The 16,681-nt window shown below is 56.3% G+C and carries 17 protein-coding genes and 1 tRNA gene; 8 read left to right on the top strand and 10 right to left on the bottom strand.

Going from position 1 to position 16,681, the window contains the following annotated elements:
* Window positions 1-52: 52 nt before the first annotated feature.
* Window positions 53-763 carry an outer membrane protein gene (locus tag ABVT35_RS10060; RefSeq protein WP_368466202.1) on the bottom strand — a complete coding sequence of 237 codons (711 nt, stop codon included), beginning with the start codon at window positions 761-763 and terminating at the stop codon, window positions 53-55.
* Window positions 764-1,113: 350 nt separating this feature from the next.
* On the bottom strand, window positions 1,114-2,220 hold the full coding sequence (locus ABVT35_RS10055; RefSeq protein WP_368466201.1) for a 4-oxalomesaconate tautomerase: 1,107 nt from the start codon (window positions 2,218-2,220) through the stop codon (window positions 1,114-1,116).
* Window positions 2,221-2,472: 252 nt separating this feature from the next.
* On the opposite strand from ABVT35_RS10055, the gene ABVT35_RS10050 reads away from it, so the two are divergent.
* Both ABVT35_RS10050 and lipB read left to right on the top strand, forming a co-directional pair.
* A tRNA-Leu gene (locus tag ABVT35_RS10050) sits at window positions 2,473-2,557 on the top strand.
* A 125-nt stretch (window positions 2,558-2,682) separates the two neighbouring features.
* On the top strand, window positions 2,683-3,393 hold the full coding sequence (gene lipB / locus ABVT35_RS10045) for a lipoyl(octanoyl) transferase LipB (protein ID WP_368466200.1): 711 nt from the start codon (window positions 2,683-2,685) through the stop codon (window positions 3,391-3,393).
* Here the strand turns inward: lipB and ABVT35_RS10040 are convergent.
* Both ABVT35_RS10040 and ABVT35_RS10035 read right to left on the bottom strand, forming a co-directional pair.
* Window positions 3,390-3,824, bottom strand: a complete 435-nt coding sequence (locus ABVT35_RS10040) for an ion channel (RefSeq protein WP_368466199.1) — start codon at window positions 3,822-3,824, stop codon at window positions 3,390-3,392. The two genes, lipB and ABVT35_RS10040, sit on opposite strands and share 4 nt — an antisense overlap.
* Before the next feature lie 4 nt (window positions 3,825-3,828).
* Entirely contained in the window at window positions 3,829-4,770 is a 942-nt protein-coding gene (locus tag ABVT35_RS10035) for a DMT family transporter (protein ID WP_368466198.1), read from the bottom strand.
* Between the two features lie 167 nt (window positions 4,771-4,937).
* Here ABVT35_RS10035 and ABVT35_RS10030 point away from each other — a divergent pair, with 167 nt between their 5' ends.
* The 5 genes from ABVT35_RS10030 to fghA all read left to right on the top strand — a co-directional run bounded on the left by ABVT35_RS10030 (window position 4,938) and on the right by fghA (window position 8,971).
* Window positions 4,938-5,327 carry a helix-turn-helix domain-containing protein gene (locus tag ABVT35_RS10030; protein WP_368466197.1) on the top strand — a complete coding sequence of 130 codons (390 nt, stop codon included), beginning with the start codon at window positions 4,938-4,940 and terminating at the stop codon, window positions 5,325-5,327.
* 114 nt (window positions 5,328-5,441) lie between these two features.
* Window positions 5,442-6,551 (top strand): S-(hydroxymethyl)glutathione dehydrogenase/class III alcohol dehydrogenase, encoded by a 1,110-nt coding sequence (locus ABVT35_RS10025; protein ID WP_368466196.1) that lies wholly within the window; start codon window positions 5,442-5,444, stop codon window positions 6,549-6,551.
* A gap of 7 nt (window positions 6,552-6,558) precedes the next feature.
* The gene (locus ABVT35_RS10020) at window positions 6,559-7,026 is read left to right on the top strand and encodes a YaiI/YqxD family protein (protein WP_368466195.1); all 468 of its coding nucleotides are present in this window, start codon (window positions 6,559-6,561) and stop codon (window positions 7,024-7,026) included.
* Window positions 7,023-8,105: a glutathione S-transferase family protein gene (locus ABVT35_RS10015; RefSeq protein WP_368466194.1), complete on the top strand. Its 1,083-nt coding sequence runs from the start codon at window positions 7,023-7,025 to the stop codon at window positions 8,103-8,105. Before ABVT35_RS10020 ends, ABVT35_RS10015 begins: the two co-directional genes overlap by 4 nt.
* 32 nt (window positions 8,106-8,137) lie before the next feature.
* Window positions 8,138-8,971: an S-formylglutathione hydrolase gene (fghA, locus tag ABVT35_RS10010; protein ID WP_368466193.1), complete on the top strand. Its 834-nt coding sequence runs from the start codon at window positions 8,138-8,140 to the stop codon at window positions 8,969-8,971.
* Window positions 8,972-8,980: 9 nt separating this feature from the next.
* On the opposite strand, the gene tgt is transcribed toward fghA, so the two are convergent.
* The 5 genes from tgt to coaD form a co-directional block, all read right to left on the bottom strand.
* Window positions 8,981-10,111 (bottom strand): tRNA guanosine(34) transglycosylase Tgt, encoded by a 1,131-nt coding sequence (gene tgt / locus ABVT35_RS10005; protein ID WP_368466192.1) that lies wholly within the window; start codon window positions 10,109-10,111, stop codon window positions 8,981-8,983.
* Complete coding sequence (queA, locus tag ABVT35_RS10000) at window positions 10,108-11,205, bottom strand: tRNA preQ1(34) S-adenosylmethionine ribosyltransferase-isomerase QueA (protein WP_368466191.1); 1,098 nt, start codon at window positions 11,203-11,205, stop codon at window positions 10,108-10,110. Before queA ends, tgt begins: the two co-directional genes overlap by 4 nt.
* A 77-nt stretch (window positions 11,206-11,282) precedes the next feature.
* A complete protein-coding gene (locus ABVT35_RS09995) occupies window positions 11,283-11,756 on the bottom strand; it encodes a peptidylprolyl isomerase (RefSeq protein WP_368466190.1) in 474 nt (157 codons plus the stop codon).
* Between the two features lie 20 nt (window positions 11,757-11,776).
* Window positions 11,777-12,352 carry a peptidylprolyl isomerase gene (locus ABVT35_RS09990; protein ID WP_368466189.1) on the bottom strand — a complete coding sequence of 192 codons (576 nt, stop codon included), beginning with the start codon at window positions 12,350-12,352 and terminating at the stop codon, window positions 11,777-11,779.
* A 55-nt stretch (window positions 12,353-12,407) separates the two neighbouring features.
* Window positions 12,408-12,899, bottom strand: a complete 492-nt coding sequence (gene coaD / locus ABVT35_RS09985; RefSeq protein ID WP_368466187.1) for a pantetheine-phosphate adenylyltransferase — start codon at window positions 12,897-12,899, stop codon at window positions 12,408-12,410.
* 508 nt (window positions 12,900-13,407) lie between these two features.
* On the opposite strand from coaD, the gene ABVT35_RS09980 reads away from it, so the two are divergent.
* Complete coding sequence (locus ABVT35_RS09980) at window positions 13,408-13,542, top strand: hypothetical protein (RefSeq protein ID WP_368466186.1); 135 nt, start codon at window positions 13,408-13,410, stop codon at window positions 13,540-13,542.
* Window positions 13,543-13,630: 88 nt separating this feature from the next.
* Here ABVT35_RS09980 and gyrA read toward each other — a convergent pair whose 3' ends face one another.
* Window positions 13,631-16,393, bottom strand: a complete 2,763-nt coding sequence (gyrA, locus tag ABVT35_RS09975; RefSeq protein ID WP_368466185.1) for a DNA gyrase subunit A — start codon at window positions 16,391-16,393, stop codon at window positions 13,631-13,633.
* Between the last annotated feature and the right edge of the window lie 288 nt (window positions 16,394-16,681).

Below are 16,681 nucleotides of genomic sequence, written 5' to 3'. Positions count from 1 at the left end.
TAAAAAAACCCGGCTGCCAGAGCCGGGTTATTTGGTTAGGTTGCTCAAACATTCATGGATTGAGGAAATTGAAACGGTAATTCAGACCGAACTTAACCGTGTGCATGTCAAGATCAGCCGTACCAGCGCTGCCAAATGAAGCAGCGGTCAGATTTGTATCTCCGAAGTCGTGATACAGATACTCAATTTTGGCCGACCAATTCTGATAGAAGCCCCACTCAGCACCGCCACCGACATTGTAACCTGTCGCGGTATCACTGATCGTCGGTCCGAACGGCACTCCGGTAGCTACAGATGTTGCAACATAGTCGACATCCGCAACGCTCAAGCCACCGGTGGCATAGATCAGAAAATTATTCGATGCAAAACCAACACGGCCGCGCACAGTGGCCAGCCAATCGATATCGGCGTTACAATTAAATGCCGGATTGGGACACAGTGAAGAGCCGTCAATGCCGGACCAGGCCATATCCGCTTCGGCACCTATCACCCAATTTCCCGTCTGGTAGTTATAACCGATTTGTCCGCCTACGAGCGCACCATCAACATCCGTGGTTGAAGCCGATGGGACCGTTGGAAAGGAAAAATCCACGTCGCCCCAGCCACCACCGGCATAGGCGCCGGCATAAAACCCGGTCCAGTCATAAAGCTCCACAGGAGCCGCTAACGGTTGTTGCGGCGGCTCAACGATTGCGTCTGCTGAATATGCTGTCGTTGCATGAAGGACACCCACCATAACACCGGCAAAAATCTTATTGCGCATAAGGAAACCCCCGAATAGGCACAACTTATATGTGAATTCTTACCCGCCGCGCGCCCATTATCAATGTATTGCAACACAATACTCTCTCAATATTTGTTACAAGTTGCCAATTTGAAACAATTAGTTAGACGGCAACTCTATATTATTTTTGTATGTCTTTTCATATCTATATAAAAATCTTTCATAAATTTAATTTGCCGACTGAAAATACGCAAACAACGCAAGTTAACGCGACGTCCGAGCCTGCCTATATATTAGCCGTTATCGTAAGGTTGCTGGATCGTGCATTTTTATGAACGCCGATAATATTATTGCCGGAATCAACTGAGCCGATTTCTTATACTCGCAATTTATTTTTTTATCGCTTGATAACTTGATGACCACACGGATCCAGGCACAAACAACTCTCCGCGCGCAATCAATCGCGCGGTGCGCACCAAACCGGCAGAGTGAATATCGAGACTAGAGCCCCTACGCTTGAATTCCATATGTACGGAAATCGCGCCCATCGGATGCTCGATAACCACATCAGCCGGCGAGCTTTCTGCCGCAACCAGGCCATCGGCAACGGACCCGGGCGTCAAAGCACACGCAGCCAGGCATTGTGCACCGGTAACGGCGAGGCTCGGGTGGCAGTGGAAAGGCGTGAAATAGCGTGCGGTAAAGTCTCCCTCACCGGCGGCGGCGGAAACGACTGCAAATTTCGGCGTGACAGATGTCGGCGAGTCACCGATTCCCATGCGTCTTTCCGCCTCCAGACGGATCGGCTCCATCCGTTCATAAAAGGCGTGGTTTGCATCGAGTTCCTCAGCCGTCTCCCTGCCGGTCAGGCCAAAATCCTCAGCGCGGGCAACGCATAACGGCATGGCGACATCAATGCAGGTCACTTCAATGCCGTCGATTTCTTCCCGCGCCTGTCCGGTCGGCAGCAAGGCGCCGGTGATGTCGCCCACTATGTTCATGAAGTGAAGCCGCACTGGAGCAGCGGTTCCGGGAACGCCGTCAATCGACGTATCACCATCGTAGCGAACCGCTCCACAGGGTGTCTGCACCACCGCATCCACACGTGCGCCGGTGTTGACAGCACGAATGCGTACGCGCGTCTCGCCATCAGCCACCGGCACAATTCCCATTTCTATTGCCGCAGGACCAACGCCGGCCAGGATATTGCCGCATGTCGGCTTGAAGTCGACAAGCCGCTCCTCAACCGACACCTGGGCGAAGAAATAGTCGACATCGATATCCGGCTCTGCCGACGGTGACAGAATCGCGGCCTTGGTCGTAACGCTTGCTCCGCCGCCTATTCCGTCGATGTTAAGCATATGCCCCGAGCCGAAGGCCGCTGTCAGCACCTTGGCAAGAACATGACGTTGCGCCGGCAGGTCATCGCGATGGAAATAGGCGCCGCGCGAGCTGCCTCCGCGCAGAAAATGAAAAGGTATTGCTGTCTGACGCATGTTTGCCGCCTTTGCGGTTTGGCTTCTTCCGGCAATTTGCGAGCGGCCGTGCTGCAAACTGTAAAGTTGAGGGCCAGTCCGATTGCACTCGGACATTAGGACAGCACGTGCCGGCAATGGCAAGGCGTTTCGCGAACGATTCCGAGCCTTTGCCGCTACCCGAAACAAGACGGGCAAAAAAACGTCATAGCCCCTTGTGTCCCCCATGGCGATTTGGTACATGCGGCGCGCCGGTAACGGCTTCTACCACGTGCGGTCGTGGCGGAATTGGTAGACGCGCAGCGTTGAGGTCGCTGTGGGGCAACCCGTGGAAGTTCGAGTCTTCTCGACCGCACCATTTAACTTCCAAGATCTATGCCACTTCGGCTCCAGCCGCTGCCGAAGGTTTGGTGCATCGGCCCCTTGCGCTGATGCGCGCCGTGCGCCACATAGGCATGGATTGAAGCTTGGAATAAACATCCGATGCAGCGCAGCGAAATCGAATCAGGATTTTTCGCGACCGAGGGTTCACCTCCGGTACGCTGGAAGGTTGCCGGCGGTCTGACCGACTATGAAGCGGCGGTCGTTTTCATGGAGGAACGGGCCGCGGCAATTCGCGACGGCGATGCGGATGAACTGGTCTGGCTGGTCGAACATCCGCCGCTCTATACGGCCGGTACAAGCGCGCAGCCATCGGATCTTTTGACGCCCGACAGGTTCCCGGTTTTTTCGACCGGACGCGGCGGTGAATACACCTATCACGGTCCCGGCCAGCGTGTTGCCTATGTCATGCTGGATCTGAAACGGCGTCGTTGCGACGTGCGGGCATTCGTTTCGTCCCTGGAAGCCTGGGTGATCGATACACTCGCAAGCATGAATATCAAGGGCGAGCGGCGGGAAGACCGTGTGGGTGTCTGGGTGGTTCGGCCGGAGCGGCCTGCCCTGCCCGACGGAACACCGGCGGAAGACAAGATCGCCGCCATTGGCATCCGGTTGCGCCGCTGGGTCAGCTTCCATGGCATCGCCATCAATGTGGAGCCGGACCTTGAACACTTCTCGGGGATCGTGCCCTGCGGTGTCACCGCCCATGGTGTCACCAGCCTTGTCGATCTCGGTCTGCCTGTGACCATGGAAGATGCGGATCTTGCTCTGCGCGCCTCCTTCGAGGACATATTTGGCCCAACAGCGCGCTAGAAGTGCTTTCCGGCCTGGAACGGCCCGATCCTGGTCGAAGCAGCGACGAGATAGGCGGTCGACCAGCCAATCAGCACGAAGCCGCTTAGACCTTCCATGCCGGCCAACAGGCGCCATTTTTCATCAATCAGCGCATCACCATAGCCGAGCGTTGAAAAGGTAATCGCGGAAAAATAGAGCGCATCACCGATATGATCCACCGCGCTGGTAAGCTCATAGACAGCCGCCCAGATCCAGATCTCAACGGAGTGAACGCCGAGAAGGCCGTGGACAAGCACAACCATGGAAATCACCTTGCTTCGAAACTCGTGAATCGGATGACGCCCGGCGACACGGTTCATGAGATTGGCGACGCCGATCAGACCGAATGTGTGGACCACGACCGTCAGAGACACCACGAATGAGCCCAGCAGGATGTTGTTCAGCAGCATGGTTTCACCTTGAAAATTCGCGTTTTCTTCGAATTGCCCTGCGTTGTTCACGCCACAGGATGAACAGGCCCGAGCCGATAATGATCGCTATCCCGAGCCATTTCGACGGCGTCGGAAAGTTGCCGAAAACCAGATAGCCGACCGCCGCCGCTGAAACGATCTCGAAATACTGAAACGGTGCAAGCAGCGATGCCGGCGCAAAGCGCATCGCCGCTACAATGATCAAATGGCCATAGGCGGAAATCAGCCCCACAGCAACCAGCAGGGCAATCGACAGGCCGGTTTGAGGGGTTGACCAGGCAATGTCTTCAAACTGCAGGAATGTTCCTGCCGGCATGACCACGGCGATCGCAAGGGTGCCGCCAATACCCGCCGCATATTGCATCACCAAGACGTTGTCGCGGGCGGAAAAAACGCGATTGAGGAGAAGATAAACCGCAAACAATGTTGCGGTGCCCAAGGGCAACAGCGACACGAAGCCGAACTTTGCAAAATTCGGCTGGATAACAAGCATCGCGCCCAGAAACCCGACCACGATCGCAAGCCAACGCGGCCAATGCACCTTTTCATGCAGAAAGATCGCTGAAAGCACCGTCAGGATGAATGGTTCGACAAAAAATACGGCTATCGCATCGGCAATCGGCACATATTTGACGGAAATAAGAAACAGTGCGCTTGCCCACCCTAGTAATAATCCTCTCAGCAGATTGGCGCCCCAGTAGTTGGGACGTAGTGCAGCGGGACCTGAGACAATGAGGATGACCGGCAGCGTAAAAAGCGTCTGCAACGCAAACCGCAGCAAGGAAGATGTGCCTGGCGTGACCCCTTCGTACAAAGCGAGATATTTGCCCGCGGCATCCATCAGCGGCAGGAGCAGCATGGCAAAAGCCATCATGGCCGCGGCTTCAAACGTCCTGTCTGTTTCCCCGTGTGCAGCCACGTTCATGTGCACGCCGGAAACGCACGCAGGCGTCCTGTGCGAACCTGCAAGGCGCCTTTGCATTGCAACTGACAGTGTGCGACGAGTGCGCGCAACTCAGTTTCCCCTCAAAACGATTCTGGCCGGGTGACCCAAGCGTGTCGCCGGCGAGTCAATTCAAACAGGAGCACCATATGTCGACCGCCACTTACATAACAAACGAAAATCCGGACTATGATACGCTGGGCGGCCGGATTTCCAGGGCACGCGATGCCCTCGACCTGACCACCTCGCAACTTGCCCGCAGGCTCGGCGTCAAGACCGATACCGTGCACGCCTGGGAGACGGACCGCTCGGAACCGCGCGCAAACCGGGTAACGATGCTTGCAGGGGTTCTCGGGGTTTCTCCCACCTGGCTTTTGAACGGCATCGGCGAATCACCGAGCGCGCCGGTCGTCAGTTCGGAAATGCGGGTGCTGATCACCCAACTTTCCAAACTGAAGAAGACACATGATTCCATGGGGCTGATGATCGAGGCCCTGGAGGTTGAGGCCGCGCGCGTATCGAGGGAGATTATCGAATAATTTTTTGAAAAACTTATGCCGTTTTTTTGAAACAGGTATATTGAGGGCGCACGCACGCTCTGACAGTGTATCGTGCGGGTTAGAATAAACTGACGAGACCCCAGGGAGGAATATATGGACGTGCGCGCTGCGCTGGCTGTCGAAGCCGGTAAACCACTTGAAGTGACTACCGTACAACTCGAGGGCCCTCAGGCCGGCGAAGTACTGGTCGAGATCAAGGCAACCGGGATTTGCCACACCGACGAATTCACGCTGTCAGGTGCGGATCCGGAAGGCATTTTCCCTGCAATTTTGGGCCACGAGGGCGCGGGTATCGTGCGTGAGGTGGGCGCCGGTGTCACCACGCTGAAACCGGGCGACCATGTCATCCCGCTCTATACGCCGGAATGCCGAGAGTGCGAGTATTGTCTCAATCCCAAGACCAATCTGTGCCAGGCAATTCGCACCACCCAGGGGCAAGGCCTCATGCCGGACGGAACAAGCCGGTTCTCGGTAAACGGTGAAAAAGTGTTCCACTACATGGGCACGTCCACCTTTGCGAATTACACTGTGGCACCGGAAATCGCGCTGGCGAAAATCAATCCTGACGCACCGTTCGACAAGGTCTGCTACATCGGCTGCGGCGTGACCACCGGCATTGGCGCCGTGATAAACACAGCCAAAGCGGAACCCGGTTGCCGGGCCGTTGTATTCGGCCTCGGCGGCATCGGCCTCAACGTCATCCAGGGCCTGCGCCTCATTGGCGCGGAAATGATCGTCGGTGTCGACATGAACAATTCCAAAAAGGAATGGGGCGAGAAGTTCGGGATGACGCACTTCGTCAATCCGTCCGAAGTGGAAGGCGACCTTGTTCCCTACCTCGTCGATCTGACAAAGGGCGGCGCCGACTATTCCTTCGAATGCATCGGCAATGTGAAGGTGATGCGCGATGCACTCGAATGCTGCCACAAGGGCTGGGGCGAATCGATCATTATCGGCGTTGCGGGTGCCGGACAGGAAATCTCCACCCGACCATTTCAGCTCGTTACCGGCCGCTCCTGGCGCGGAACCGCATTCGGCGGAGCACGTGGCCGGACAGATGTTCCCAAGATCGTCGACTGGTACATGCAGGGCAAGATCGATATCGATCCCATGATCACGCATACGCTGAGCCTCGACGAGATAAATAAGGGCTTTGACCTCATGCACGCCGGGGAATCCATCCGTTCTGTGGTCATCTACTGACCGGGGAATGGACGAACAGCCGACTATCTACGTTGATGCGGACGCATGTCCGGTAAAAAACGAGATTTTGAAAGTGGCCGAACGGCATGGTCTGCCCGTGACGTTCGTCGCCAATGGCGGTTTGCGCCCATCACGCGACCCTATGATCCGCAATGTTGTGGTTTCGTCCGGGTTTGATGCTGCAGACGATTGGATCGTCGAACATGTCGGGGAGCGGGACATAATCGTAACCGCCGACATTCTGCTGGCGGGCCGTTGCGTCGAAAAGGGAACGCAGGCGCTGGGACCGACCGGACGGCTGTTCGACAGCGCCAGCATCGGCATGGCGACGGCGATGCGTAATCTGAACCAGCATCTGCGCGAATCCGGAGAAATCAGCGGCAGGAATGCCGCCTTCTCACCACAGGACCGGTCAAGGTTCCTTCAGGCTCTCGACAGGCTTGTGCGGCAAAAGATCAGAAAGCAGCAATCATGATAATGTATGGTGCCGAAGTCTCCTATTTCTCCGGCAAGCTGCGCGCCTATCTCAACTGGAAGGGCGTTGATTTTGAGGAAATTCAAGCCAGTCGCGAAATCTATGTAGGCAAGATTCTGCCCAATATCGGCTGGCCGGTTATCCCCGTTGTCGAGCTGCAGGACGGTACTTTCCTGCAGGATACGACCGAGATAATCCGGTATATTGAAGAGTTGTATCCCGAACCGCCGGTGCTGCCGAAAAAGCCAACCCCGGTTCTCGCCTCGCTGCTTCTTGAGCTATACGGAGACGAATGGCTGGTATTGCCCGCGATGCACTATCGCTGGAACTACAACCGGGATTTTGCGATCGCAGAATTTGGAGCACTGGCTGCACCCGATGCCACGCCCGACGAGCAGCGCAACGTCGGCGAGCGTGTTGCCGGGCCGTTTGCCGGCGCTCTGCCCGCACTCGGAATCGACAAAACCACCGGGCAAGCAATCGAAAACAGTTATCTGGCCCTTCTCGATGAACTGGACCATCATTTCGCCGCGCATGACTATGTGTTGGGTTCAGCGCCAACACTTGGCGATTTCGGACTTTATGGACCGCTCTATGCACATATGTACCGCGACCCGAAATCCGGCGAGATAATGAAGCAAAGGGCACCGAATGTGTGCCGCTGGGTAGAATGCTTGCGCGATGGCAAAGATCGCGGGAAAGCCCTGGACAGTGACATTGATACGGTTCCGGATACTTTACTGCCGATTTTGAAGCGTGCCATGCGCGAGCAACTGCCGGTTCTCGTCGATACGGTTGCGCAGGTTGAGCAATTCGCAGCAAACGCGGCCGATAACAAGCTGCCGCGTGCCATCGGTTTTCATCAATTCAATCTGGGCGAGGCCACAGGACAAAGAGCGATATTTCCCTATGCCCAGTGGATGCTGCAGCACGTAACAGATCAATTGCATTCTGTCACACCCCAGGATCATTCGGCAGTTTCGGATTTTCTCGATAAGATCGAAGCCGGACCACTCCGGGAACTGCAGATCACATCGCGGGTCAAGCGGACCAACTTTCAACTCTATCTGGACAGATAATACTCATATATATCAAAAGGATATGGAGCTTCATGAAAACTGTATCTGAAGTAAAGGCATTTGGAGGCATCCAGGGCGTATACACACATGCGTCGGAAAGCTGTTCCTGCGACATGACCTTTGCCGTGTTTGTGCCGCCTCAGGCGGCTAAACGTCCCTGCCCGGTTGTCTGGTATCTCTCCGGTCTGACCTGCACGCACGCCAACGTCATGGAGAAGGGTGAATACCGCCGGCTGGCAGCCGAACTTGGCCTGATTATCGTTTGCCCCGACACGAGCCCGCGGGGCGATCATGTCGCCGATGTGGCCGACAACTGGCAGATCGGCAAGGGCGCGGGATTTTATGTCGACGCGACGCAGGAACCGTGGGTCGCCAACTACCGCATGTACACATATGTCACCGAGGAACTCCCGGCTCTCATTTCAGACGAATTCCCCGTCGATATGGGCCGGCAGGCAATCTTCGGGCACTCCATGGGCGGTCATGGAGCACTGACGGTGGCGCTGAAAGACCCGGGCCGCTTCAAAAGTTGCTCAGCCTTTGCGCCGATTGTTCATCCGATGACGGCAGACTGGTCAAAAAACGCTCTTGGCGCCTATCTCGGCGATGAGGAAAGGGTCTGGCGCGCCCATGACGCCTGCGCGCTCATCGAAGACGGCGCAAAGTTCCCAGAATTCCTCGTCGACCAGGGTGGCGCCGACGGGTTCCTGGAAGACGGACTGCGCCCATGGTTGCTCGAAAATGCCTGCAAGGATGCCGGCATTGATCTGACTTTGCGCATTCAGGAAGGGTATGACCATTCCTACTACTTCATCTCAAGCTTCATGGATGACCATCTGCGATGGCATGCGGAACGGCTGAAATAGGAAATGGGTTCATACGGGATCGAGGTCACCGCGTTCCCATTCGGCCTGGGTCTGCGTCATGAATTCGGTGTAACGCCCGGCTTCAATGGCATCGCGGATGCCCTGCATGAGATACTGGTAATAGGCCAGATTGTTCCAGGTTAGCAGCATGCCGCCAAGCGCTTCATTCGATCGCACGAGATGATGCAGATAGGCGCGCGAGTAGTCGCGCGCGGCGGGACAATCCGATCGTTCGTCGAGGGGACGCGTATCCTCGGCGTGACGGGCATTGCGCAGGTTTACTTTGCCGCGGCGCGTATAAGCTAGACCATGCCGGCCGGCTCGCGTCGGCATGACGCAGTCGAACATGTCGATACCGCGCGCCACGGACTTGAGAATATCGTCGGGCGTTCCGACCCCCATCAGATAGCGCGGCCGGTGCTGCGGAAGCAGCGGACAGGTTATGTCGAGCATGTCCAACATGACGTCCTGCGGCTCGCCTACGGCTAACCCGCCAATGGCGTACCCTTTCAGATCCATGTCCTTCAACGCCAGTGCCGAACGCTCACGCAAATGCTGAATGTCACCGCCCTGAACGATGCCGAACATTGCCTTGCCGGGCTGGTCGCCGAAGGCCTCCTTGCAGCGCTCCGCCCAGCGTAGCGACATCTCCATCGAACTCTCGATGGCGCTTTCATCCGCCGGAAGCCTCACGCATTCATCGAGCTGCATCTGGATGTCGGAGCCGAGAAGCCCCTGGATTTCAATGGAACGCTCCGGCGACATCTCGTGACGGCTGCCATCGACATGCGACTGGAAGGTCACACCCTGTTCGGTAATCTTGCGCAGGCCCGCCAGCGACATGACCTGAAACCCGCCCGAGTCCGTCAGGATCGGATGTGGCCAACGTGCAAATTCATGCAAACCGCCAAGGCGCGCCATGCGTTCGGCACCCGGCCGAAGCATGAGGTGATAGGTGTTGCCCAGAATAATATCTGCTCCAAGCGCCCGCACCTGGTCCATATACATCGCTTTAACTGTGCCGCCGGTTCCGACCGGCATGAAGGCAGGCGTGCGGACTTCACCGCGTGGCATGGTGATTGAGCCGCGGCGCGCGCTGCCGTCTTCGGCAAGGACGGAAAACTGAAAATTCGTTGTCATGTGTTTTTCTCGTCCGCTCTCATCAACAGGCTTGAATCGCCGTAGGAATAGAACCGGTAGCCGCTTTCTATCGCATGGCGATAGGCGTTCTGCATCACGTCGTAGCCGGAAAATGCGCAAACCAGCATGAAAAGCGTGGATCGCGGCAGATGAAAATTGGTCATCAGCATATCGACAAAGCGAAAGCGATAGCCCGGTGTAATGAAGATATCGGTGGCACCGCTCCAGGGCTGCAGTGTTCCATCATCGTCGCTGGCGCTTTCAAGAAGCCGCAGCGATGTCGTTCCAATCGAAACAATACGTCCCCCCCTCGCCTTGACAGCATTTAGTGCGGCAGCTGTTTCTGCGGGCACTTCACCGATTTCGGCGTGCATGACGTGATCGTCCGTGTCGTCCGCCTTGACAGGCAGGAACGTGCCGGCACCGACGTGCAGTGTCACAAAATGACGTTCAATACCCGCATTTTCCAGGCGCTCGAAAAGTTCGTCGGTAAAGTGCAGGCCGGCTGTGGGAGCTGCGACAGCCCCTTCCTCGCGCGCATAGACGGTCTGGTAGTCCTTACGGTCGCGATCGTCATCGTCGCGTTTGGAGGCGATGTATGGCGGCAAGGGCACATGACCGTTCGACAGGATCGCGTGATCGAGCGCGGCGCCTGAAAAGTCGAATTTCAGTTCCACCTCGCCGGCGTCGCCCTTGCTTACGATCGCACCGTCCAAGCTTGCGCCGAAACAGACATCGTTTTGCGAGCCGAAACTGAACCGGTCGCCGACTTTCATGCGTTTGGCCGGCCGTACAAAGGCCTTCCAGCGGTCTGGCCCGGTTCGCATATGAAGCGTTGCGGAAATGTGCGAGACCGCCTCTCCTTCCGCTGTTTCGCGCCGCCTTGTGCCTTCAAGTTGCGCCGGGATGACCTTGGTATCATTCAATACCAGCGCATCGCCGGGTCGCAGGAATTTTTCAAGTTCGATGACACTGCTGTCCGACACCCCTTTCAACGGATCGACAACCAATAGCTTTGCACTATGGCGCGGTACCGCGGGGCGCAATGCAATGGCGCTCTCGGGCAGTTCGAAATCAAACAGGTCAACACGCATTCGGTCGCTCGGGCTCTTCAAAAAATCAGCGCCCGCTTCTGATGAAACGGGCGCTGCATTGTTTAATAGCGATTTTGTCAGATGTCAGCAGCAACACGCATCGTCGTGATGCTGTCTGGATCCTGTACGGGTTCGCCGCGCTTGATCTGGTCGACGACATCCATGCCCTCTATCACCTGACCCCAGGCGCTGTACTGGCGGTTAAGCCATGGCGCTTCGTCAAAGCAGATGAAGAACTGCGAATTGGCCGAGTTCGGATTTTGCGAGCGGGCCATCGAGCAGGTTCCGCGCACATGATTCAAATTGGAGAATTCGGCCTGAAGGTCGGGTTTGTCCGAGCCGCCCATGCCGGTTCCGGTCGGATCGCCGGTCTGGGCCATAAACCCATCGATAACCCGATGAAAAACGATACCGTCGTAGAAATTTTCACGGGAAAGTTCCTTGATGCGCGCGACATGGTTCGGCGCCAGGTCAGGCAGCAGTTCGATAACGATCTTGCCTTTGCTGGTTTCCATGACGATGGTGTTTTCCGGGTCCTTGTAGTCGGCCATTGTGATCTCCTGTTTATTGTCTATCCGCCGACCCGAACCTTAATCATCCGATCCGGGTTCTGGACAGCGCCATTGGCAGCCCTGTTTCCGCGCTTGATATTGTCTACATGTTCCATGCCGTCAACCACACGGCCGAATACGGTATATCCGCCGTCGAGGTTGGCGCTGCGGTCAAACATAATGAAGAACTGCGAATTCGCGGAATTGGGATTGCTGGAACGCGCCATTCCGACGACACCCTTTTCAAACGCGATATCTGAAAACTCCTGCTTCAGATCCGGCTCGCTCGAACCGCCGGTTCCGACCAGGCGTGCATTGTAACCTCCTTCGAGGTCACCATATTCGACATCGCCCGTCTGGGCCATGAAGCCTTCAATCACGCGATGGAAAGCGACATTGTCGTATTCTCCGGCGTTGGCAAGCTCCTTGATGCGCGCGACATGCTCGGGAGCGACGTCGGGCAGCAGCTCTATCACCACGTCACCGTCTTTCAACGTGATGGTCATCTTGTTTTCCGGATCGATTTCGGCGTGTGCAAAAGAAAGCAGGCCGACGGCAATCATGGCCGCGACGGCCAATGGTCTGAGAAATTTCATGATAACTCCGTAAGTCCTCGAAACGGCTATTGTGAACCCGGTCAATGCGGTTCGCTCAGGATTGTCTTTCCTTCAGGGCAGCAAGCACCGGCGCCGGTACAAATGCGCTCACATCACCACCCATAGCCGCGATCTGCCGTACCAATGTGGCAGTAATGGGCCGGTTAAGCGGGCTTGCCGGCAAAAACACAGTCTGAATTTCCGGCGCCATCTCGCGGTTCATACCAGCCATCTGCATCTCATAGTCAAGATCGGAGCCGTCACGCAGCCCCCGCATCAGTATCGTGGCACCGGCTTTGCGTGCCGCATCGATAGCCAGGTTGCTAAAAGCAACCACGGAAACCCGGTCTTCCTGGCCGGGAACGATGTCTGCGAGCGACTCCTTGATGAGATCAGCGCGCTCATCGAACGTGAATAGCGGTTTTTTCGATGCCTCAATTCCGATGCCGACAACAACCGTATCCGAGACGTTCAACGCCTGGATCAATACGTCCAAGTGACCATTGGTTATCGGATCAAAGGATCCGGGATAAAATGCAATCGGCATGGGCATCTCGCAATTCTCGGCCCGTTCAGCGGACCTATACCGAACAGCTTTTGTCATGCCCCAGCCGATGGTGCAAGCAAAACAAACCAGCAACTCCCCTAAGGGCGGCGTGAGGCCGTGCAAATCACATGAATGCAGCCTGAACGGCGGTTTCAGGCGTGCTTCAGAGACCATTTCCTAAATTAATCGAGACAATTCGAGAGGAAATGACAATGCTCTTTTTATTATTCGTTGCTACGCTTTTCGTTACGATCAGCATTGCCGCTGCGATTGCTCTGGCATCATCGTCGGGCGAGCGTCAGCCAGTCAGAAATCGCATCCGCAACTGAGCGGCTCGGAGGGGAATCAAGTCGTTAGCCGGTGATCACAAGGCCGTGTGCAAGGCGGGCCAAAAGATCACATCGCAATTGATAGCATTGAAGGTTGCCGCCAGAGGCACCATATCAAGTGTCAAGGGCGCATATGTGCACTAGATGATCATTCGGCATATGACATCAAGGAGACAAAAATGATTACAGCGCTGACGGTTCTTGCGGTTCTGATCGCCTCGATGTTTCTGGCGACCATGGGCGCGGCTATGATGGCTATGCATCGCGAACAGGTCGAAGCGACTGAAAGGGCGCGCAGCCGGACGAAAAGATAACCGTACTGCTTTGAATATACCCAGGGACTCAATGACCTCCAATCAAGTCCCCCACTAATCCGGATGGGCTCTTACCATCCGGATTTTTTTATTCTTCGCTTCCATTTCCTTCGGCAGAACCCTCCGAAACAGCGCCGCCTTCCACGACGATTTCTTCGCCGTTTCCGTTTTCCTCGTCGTCTTCCGGTTCACTGATGCGCTCTACCGAAACAACCTTTTCCTTCTTGGACGTCGAGAAAATCGTCACACCCTTGGTTGCCCGGCTTGCAAAGCGAATACCGTCTACCGGTACACGGATGAGCTGCCCGCCATCGGAAACCAGCATGATCTGATCTTCATTCTCGACCGGGAATGTGGCTACCAGCGGGCCAATTTCATCCACCTTGCTGGTATCGGTCGCCCGGATGCCCTTGCCGCCCCTGCCTGAAATGCGGAAGTCATACGATGACGAACGCTTGCCATAACCCTTTTCGCTGACGGTCAGCACGAATTGTTCGCGAGACTGCAACTCAAGCGCCCGTTCTTCGGTAAACGGTTCTTCTCCCGAACCGGCCGACGCGTCTTCTCCAACCAGTTCCACATCGTCGGCGCGGCTCCATTTTATGTAGGCGCCGCGCTCGGCCGGTGTTGCTTCAACATGCGTGAGGATCGCCATGGAGATGACATTGTCGCCATCTGCAAGCGATATGCCGCGCACGCCGATCGAGTTGCGGCCGGCAAAGACTCGCACATCGGTCACCGGGAAGCGAATGCACTGCCCCAGCGCGGTCGTCAAAAGCACGTCGTCATGCTCGCTGCAGGTTTCGACATTGAGGATTTCGTCCTTCTCGTCGTCCAGCTTCATGGCGATCTTGCCATTGCGGTTGACCTGCACGAAATCCGACAACTTGTTCCTTCTGACAGTGCCGCGGGTGGTCGAGAACATGACATCAAGCTGGCTCCAGCTTTCCTCGTCTTCCGGCAACGGCATGATCGAGGTGATGCGTTCTCCCTGTTTGAGCGGCAGCATGTTGATGAGCGCTTTGCCGCGTGCCTGCGGGGAGCCTATTGGAAGGCGCCAGACCTTTTCCTTGTATACGATGCCACGCGAGGAGAAGAACAGGACGGGCGTGTGGGTATTTGCAACAAACAGACGCGTGACAAAATCCTCGTCACGGGTCGACATGCCGGATCGTCCCTTGCCGCCGCGCCGCTGAGCCCGGTAAGTCGCAAGCGGCACGCGCTTGATGTAACCAGAATGCGAAACCGTGACGACCATATCTTCACGCGCAATGAGGTCCTCATCGTCCATATCCGCGCCACCTTCGGTGATCTCGGTGCGGCGCGGTGTGGCAAATTCCTCACGAACATCGGTCAGCTCAGTCTTGACGATCTCCAGAATGCGAATACGGGAGGCCAGAATTTCGAGATATTCCTTGATCTCGGCGCCGATCTCGTTGAGCTCGTCGGCGATCTCGTCACGGCCAAGTGCTGTCAGGCGTGCAAGGCGCAGTTCGAGGATAGCACGTGCCTGTTCTTCGGACAGATTATAGGTTCCATCCTCATTGATCCTGTGGCGCGGATCATCAATCAGCACGATGAGCGGCGCAACGTCCTTTGCCGGCCAGCGGCGCTCCATCAACTGCGTACGGGCTGTCCCGGGATCGGGCGCCTTGCGTATAAGATTGATCACCTCGTCGATATTTGCGACCGCAATTGCCAGACCGACCAGTACATGCGCTCGGTCACGCGCCTTGTTCAGCAGGAATTTGGTACGGCGGCTGATGACATCTTCACGGAAGGCGACAAACGCCCTCAGCATGTCCAGCAGGGTCATCTGCTCCGGCTTGCCGCCATTGAGCGCAACCATGTTGCAGCCGAAGGAGTTCTGCAGCGGCGTGAAACGGTAAAGCTGGTTGAGCACCACATCAGCCACGGCGTCGCGTTTCAATTCGATGACGACACGGTATCCATCGCGGTCTGACTCGTCGCGGATGTCCGAAATGCCTTCAATGCGCTTGTCGCGCACCAGTTCGGCCATCTTCTCGATCATCGATGCCTTGTTTACCTGATAAGGAACCTCGGTGATGATCAGGGCTTCGCGGTCGCCGCGTATCTCCTCGACGTCGACCCTGCCGCGCATGACGACGGAGCCACGGCCGGTTTCATAGGCCGAGCGGATGCCGGAGCGCCCCAAAATGAGGCCGCCGGTGGGAAAATCCGGTCCCGGAATGATCTGCTGCAGTTCGGCAAGCTCAATCGACGGATTGTCGATCAGCGCGATGCAGCCGTCGATCACCTCACCGAGATTGTGGGGCGGAATGTTCGTGGCCATGCCGACGGCGATGCCGCCCGCGCCATTGACGAGCAGATTGGGAAAACGGGCAGGAATGACCCGCGGCTCCCTGGCTGACGCGTCGTAGTTTTCCTGAAAATCGACGGTATCCTTGTCGATGTCCTCGAGCAATTCGTGCGCGACCTTTGCAAGGCGCGATTCCGTATACCGCATGGCCGCCGGCGGGTCGCCGTCGATTGATCCGAAATTGCCCTGCCCGTCAATGAGCGGCACGCGCATGGAAAAATCCTGCGCCATGCGCACCATGGCGTCGTAGATCGCCTGGTCGCCATGGGGGTGATACTTACCCATGACGTCACCGATGATGCGGGACGACTTCACATATTTGCGGTTCCAGTGGAAACCGCCCTCATGCATGGCATAGAGAATTCGCCTGTGAACCGGCTTCAATCCGTCACGGACATCGGGCAATGCGCGGCTAACGATCACGCTCATGGCGTAGTCGAGATAGGACCGCTGCATTTCCTCCATGATGGAGATTGGTTCAATGCCCGGAGGATCGGACGGAGGCGTCATCGAATTATCGTGTTCTGACAAATAAAATGCCCGTCAATTTGTATAGAATCAGTTGCGCCATTTATAGACGATCAGTGCGGCAAAAGCCAATTAAGAAACGTCACATTTGATGCGTTTTTTCTTAGTGAAAACAAGCGTTTAAATATATATCTTTCCGCCGCCTCGCACAAAAGCGCGAAGAGTGTGGCACAATCGCGGCCAATCGCCCGTATTACGGTGATTTTGAGCCGGCGAATTTGCCGTATTCCGTCGTTCGTCAACTGTTGATTCTCGCTCTAACAGAGGCCG

It is taken from the genome of Hoeflea sp. TYP-13 (assembly GCF_040932035.1).
Taxonomy (GTDB): domain Bacteria; phylum Pseudomonadota; class Alphaproteobacteria; order Rhizobiales; family Rhizobiaceae; genus Hoeflea_A.
The sequence above is the reverse complement of the archived record's forward strand: the minus strand, read 5'-3'. Positions and strand labels throughout refer to the sequence as shown.

Bases quoted from the DNA above. Each gene is read 5' to 3' on its own strand.
- ABVT35_RS10060 (WP_368466202.1), bottom strand. From the start codon at position 763: ATGCGCAATAAGATTTTTGCCGGTGTTATGGTGGGTGTCCTTCATGCA.
- ABVT35_RS10055 (WP_368466201.1), bottom strand. From the start codon at position 2,220: ATGCGTCAGACAGCAATACCTTTTCATTTTCTGCGCGGAGGCAGCTCG.
- lipB (WP_368466200.1), top strand. From the start codon at position 2,683: ATGCAGCGCAGCGAAATCGAATCAGGATTTTTCGCGACCGAGGGTTCA.
- ABVT35_RS10040 (WP_368466199.1), bottom strand. From the start codon at position 3,824: ATGCTGCTGAACAACATCCTGCTGGGCTCATTCGTGGTGTCTCTGACG.
- ABVT35_RS10035 (WP_368466198.1), bottom strand. From the start codon at position 4,770: ATGAACGTGGCTGCACACGGGGAAACAGACAGGACGTTTGAAGCCGCG.
- ABVT35_RS10030 (WP_368466197.1), top strand. From the start codon at position 4,938: ATGTCGACCGCCACTTACATAACAAACGAAAATCCGGACTATGATACG.
- ABVT35_RS10025 (WP_368466196.1), top strand. From the start codon at position 5,442: ATGGACGTGCGCGCTGCGCTGGCTGTCGAAGCCGGTAAACCACTTGAA.
- ABVT35_RS10020 (WP_368466195.1), top strand. From the start codon at position 6,559: ATGGACGAACAGCCGACTATCTACGTTGATGCGGACGCATGTCCGGTA.
- ABVT35_RS10015 (WP_368466194.1), top strand. From the start codon at position 7,023: ATGATAATGTATGGTGCCGAAGTCTCCTATTTCTCCGGCAAGCTGCGC.
- fghA (WP_368466193.1), top strand. From the start codon at position 8,138: ATGAAAACTGTATCTGAAGTAAAGGCATTTGGAGGCATCCAGGGCGTA.
- tgt (WP_368466192.1), bottom strand. From the start codon at position 10,111: ATGACAACGAATTTTCAGTTTTCCGTCCTTGCCGAAGACGGCAGCGCG.
- queA (WP_368466191.1), bottom strand. From the start codon at position 11,205: ATGCGTGTTGACCTGTTTGATTTCGAACTGCCCGAGAGCGCCATTGCA.
- ABVT35_RS09995 (WP_368466190.1), bottom strand. From the start codon at position 11,756: ATGGCCGACTACAAGGACCCGGAAAACACCATCGTCATGGAAACCAGC.
- ABVT35_RS09990 (WP_368466189.1), bottom strand. From the start codon at position 12,352: ATGAAATTTCTCAGACCATTGGCCGTCGCGGCCATGATTGCCGTCGGC.
- coaD (WP_368466187.1), bottom strand. From the start codon at position 12,899: ATGCCGATTGCATTTTATCCCGGATCCTTTGATCCGATAACCAATGGT.
- ABVT35_RS09980 (WP_368466186.1), top strand. From the start codon at position 13,408: ATGATTACAGCGCTGACGGTTCTTGCGGTTCTGATCGCCTCGATGTTT.
- gyrA (WP_368466185.1), bottom strand. From the start codon at position 16,393: ATGACGCCTCCGTCCGATCCTCCGGGCATTGAACCAATCTCCATCATG.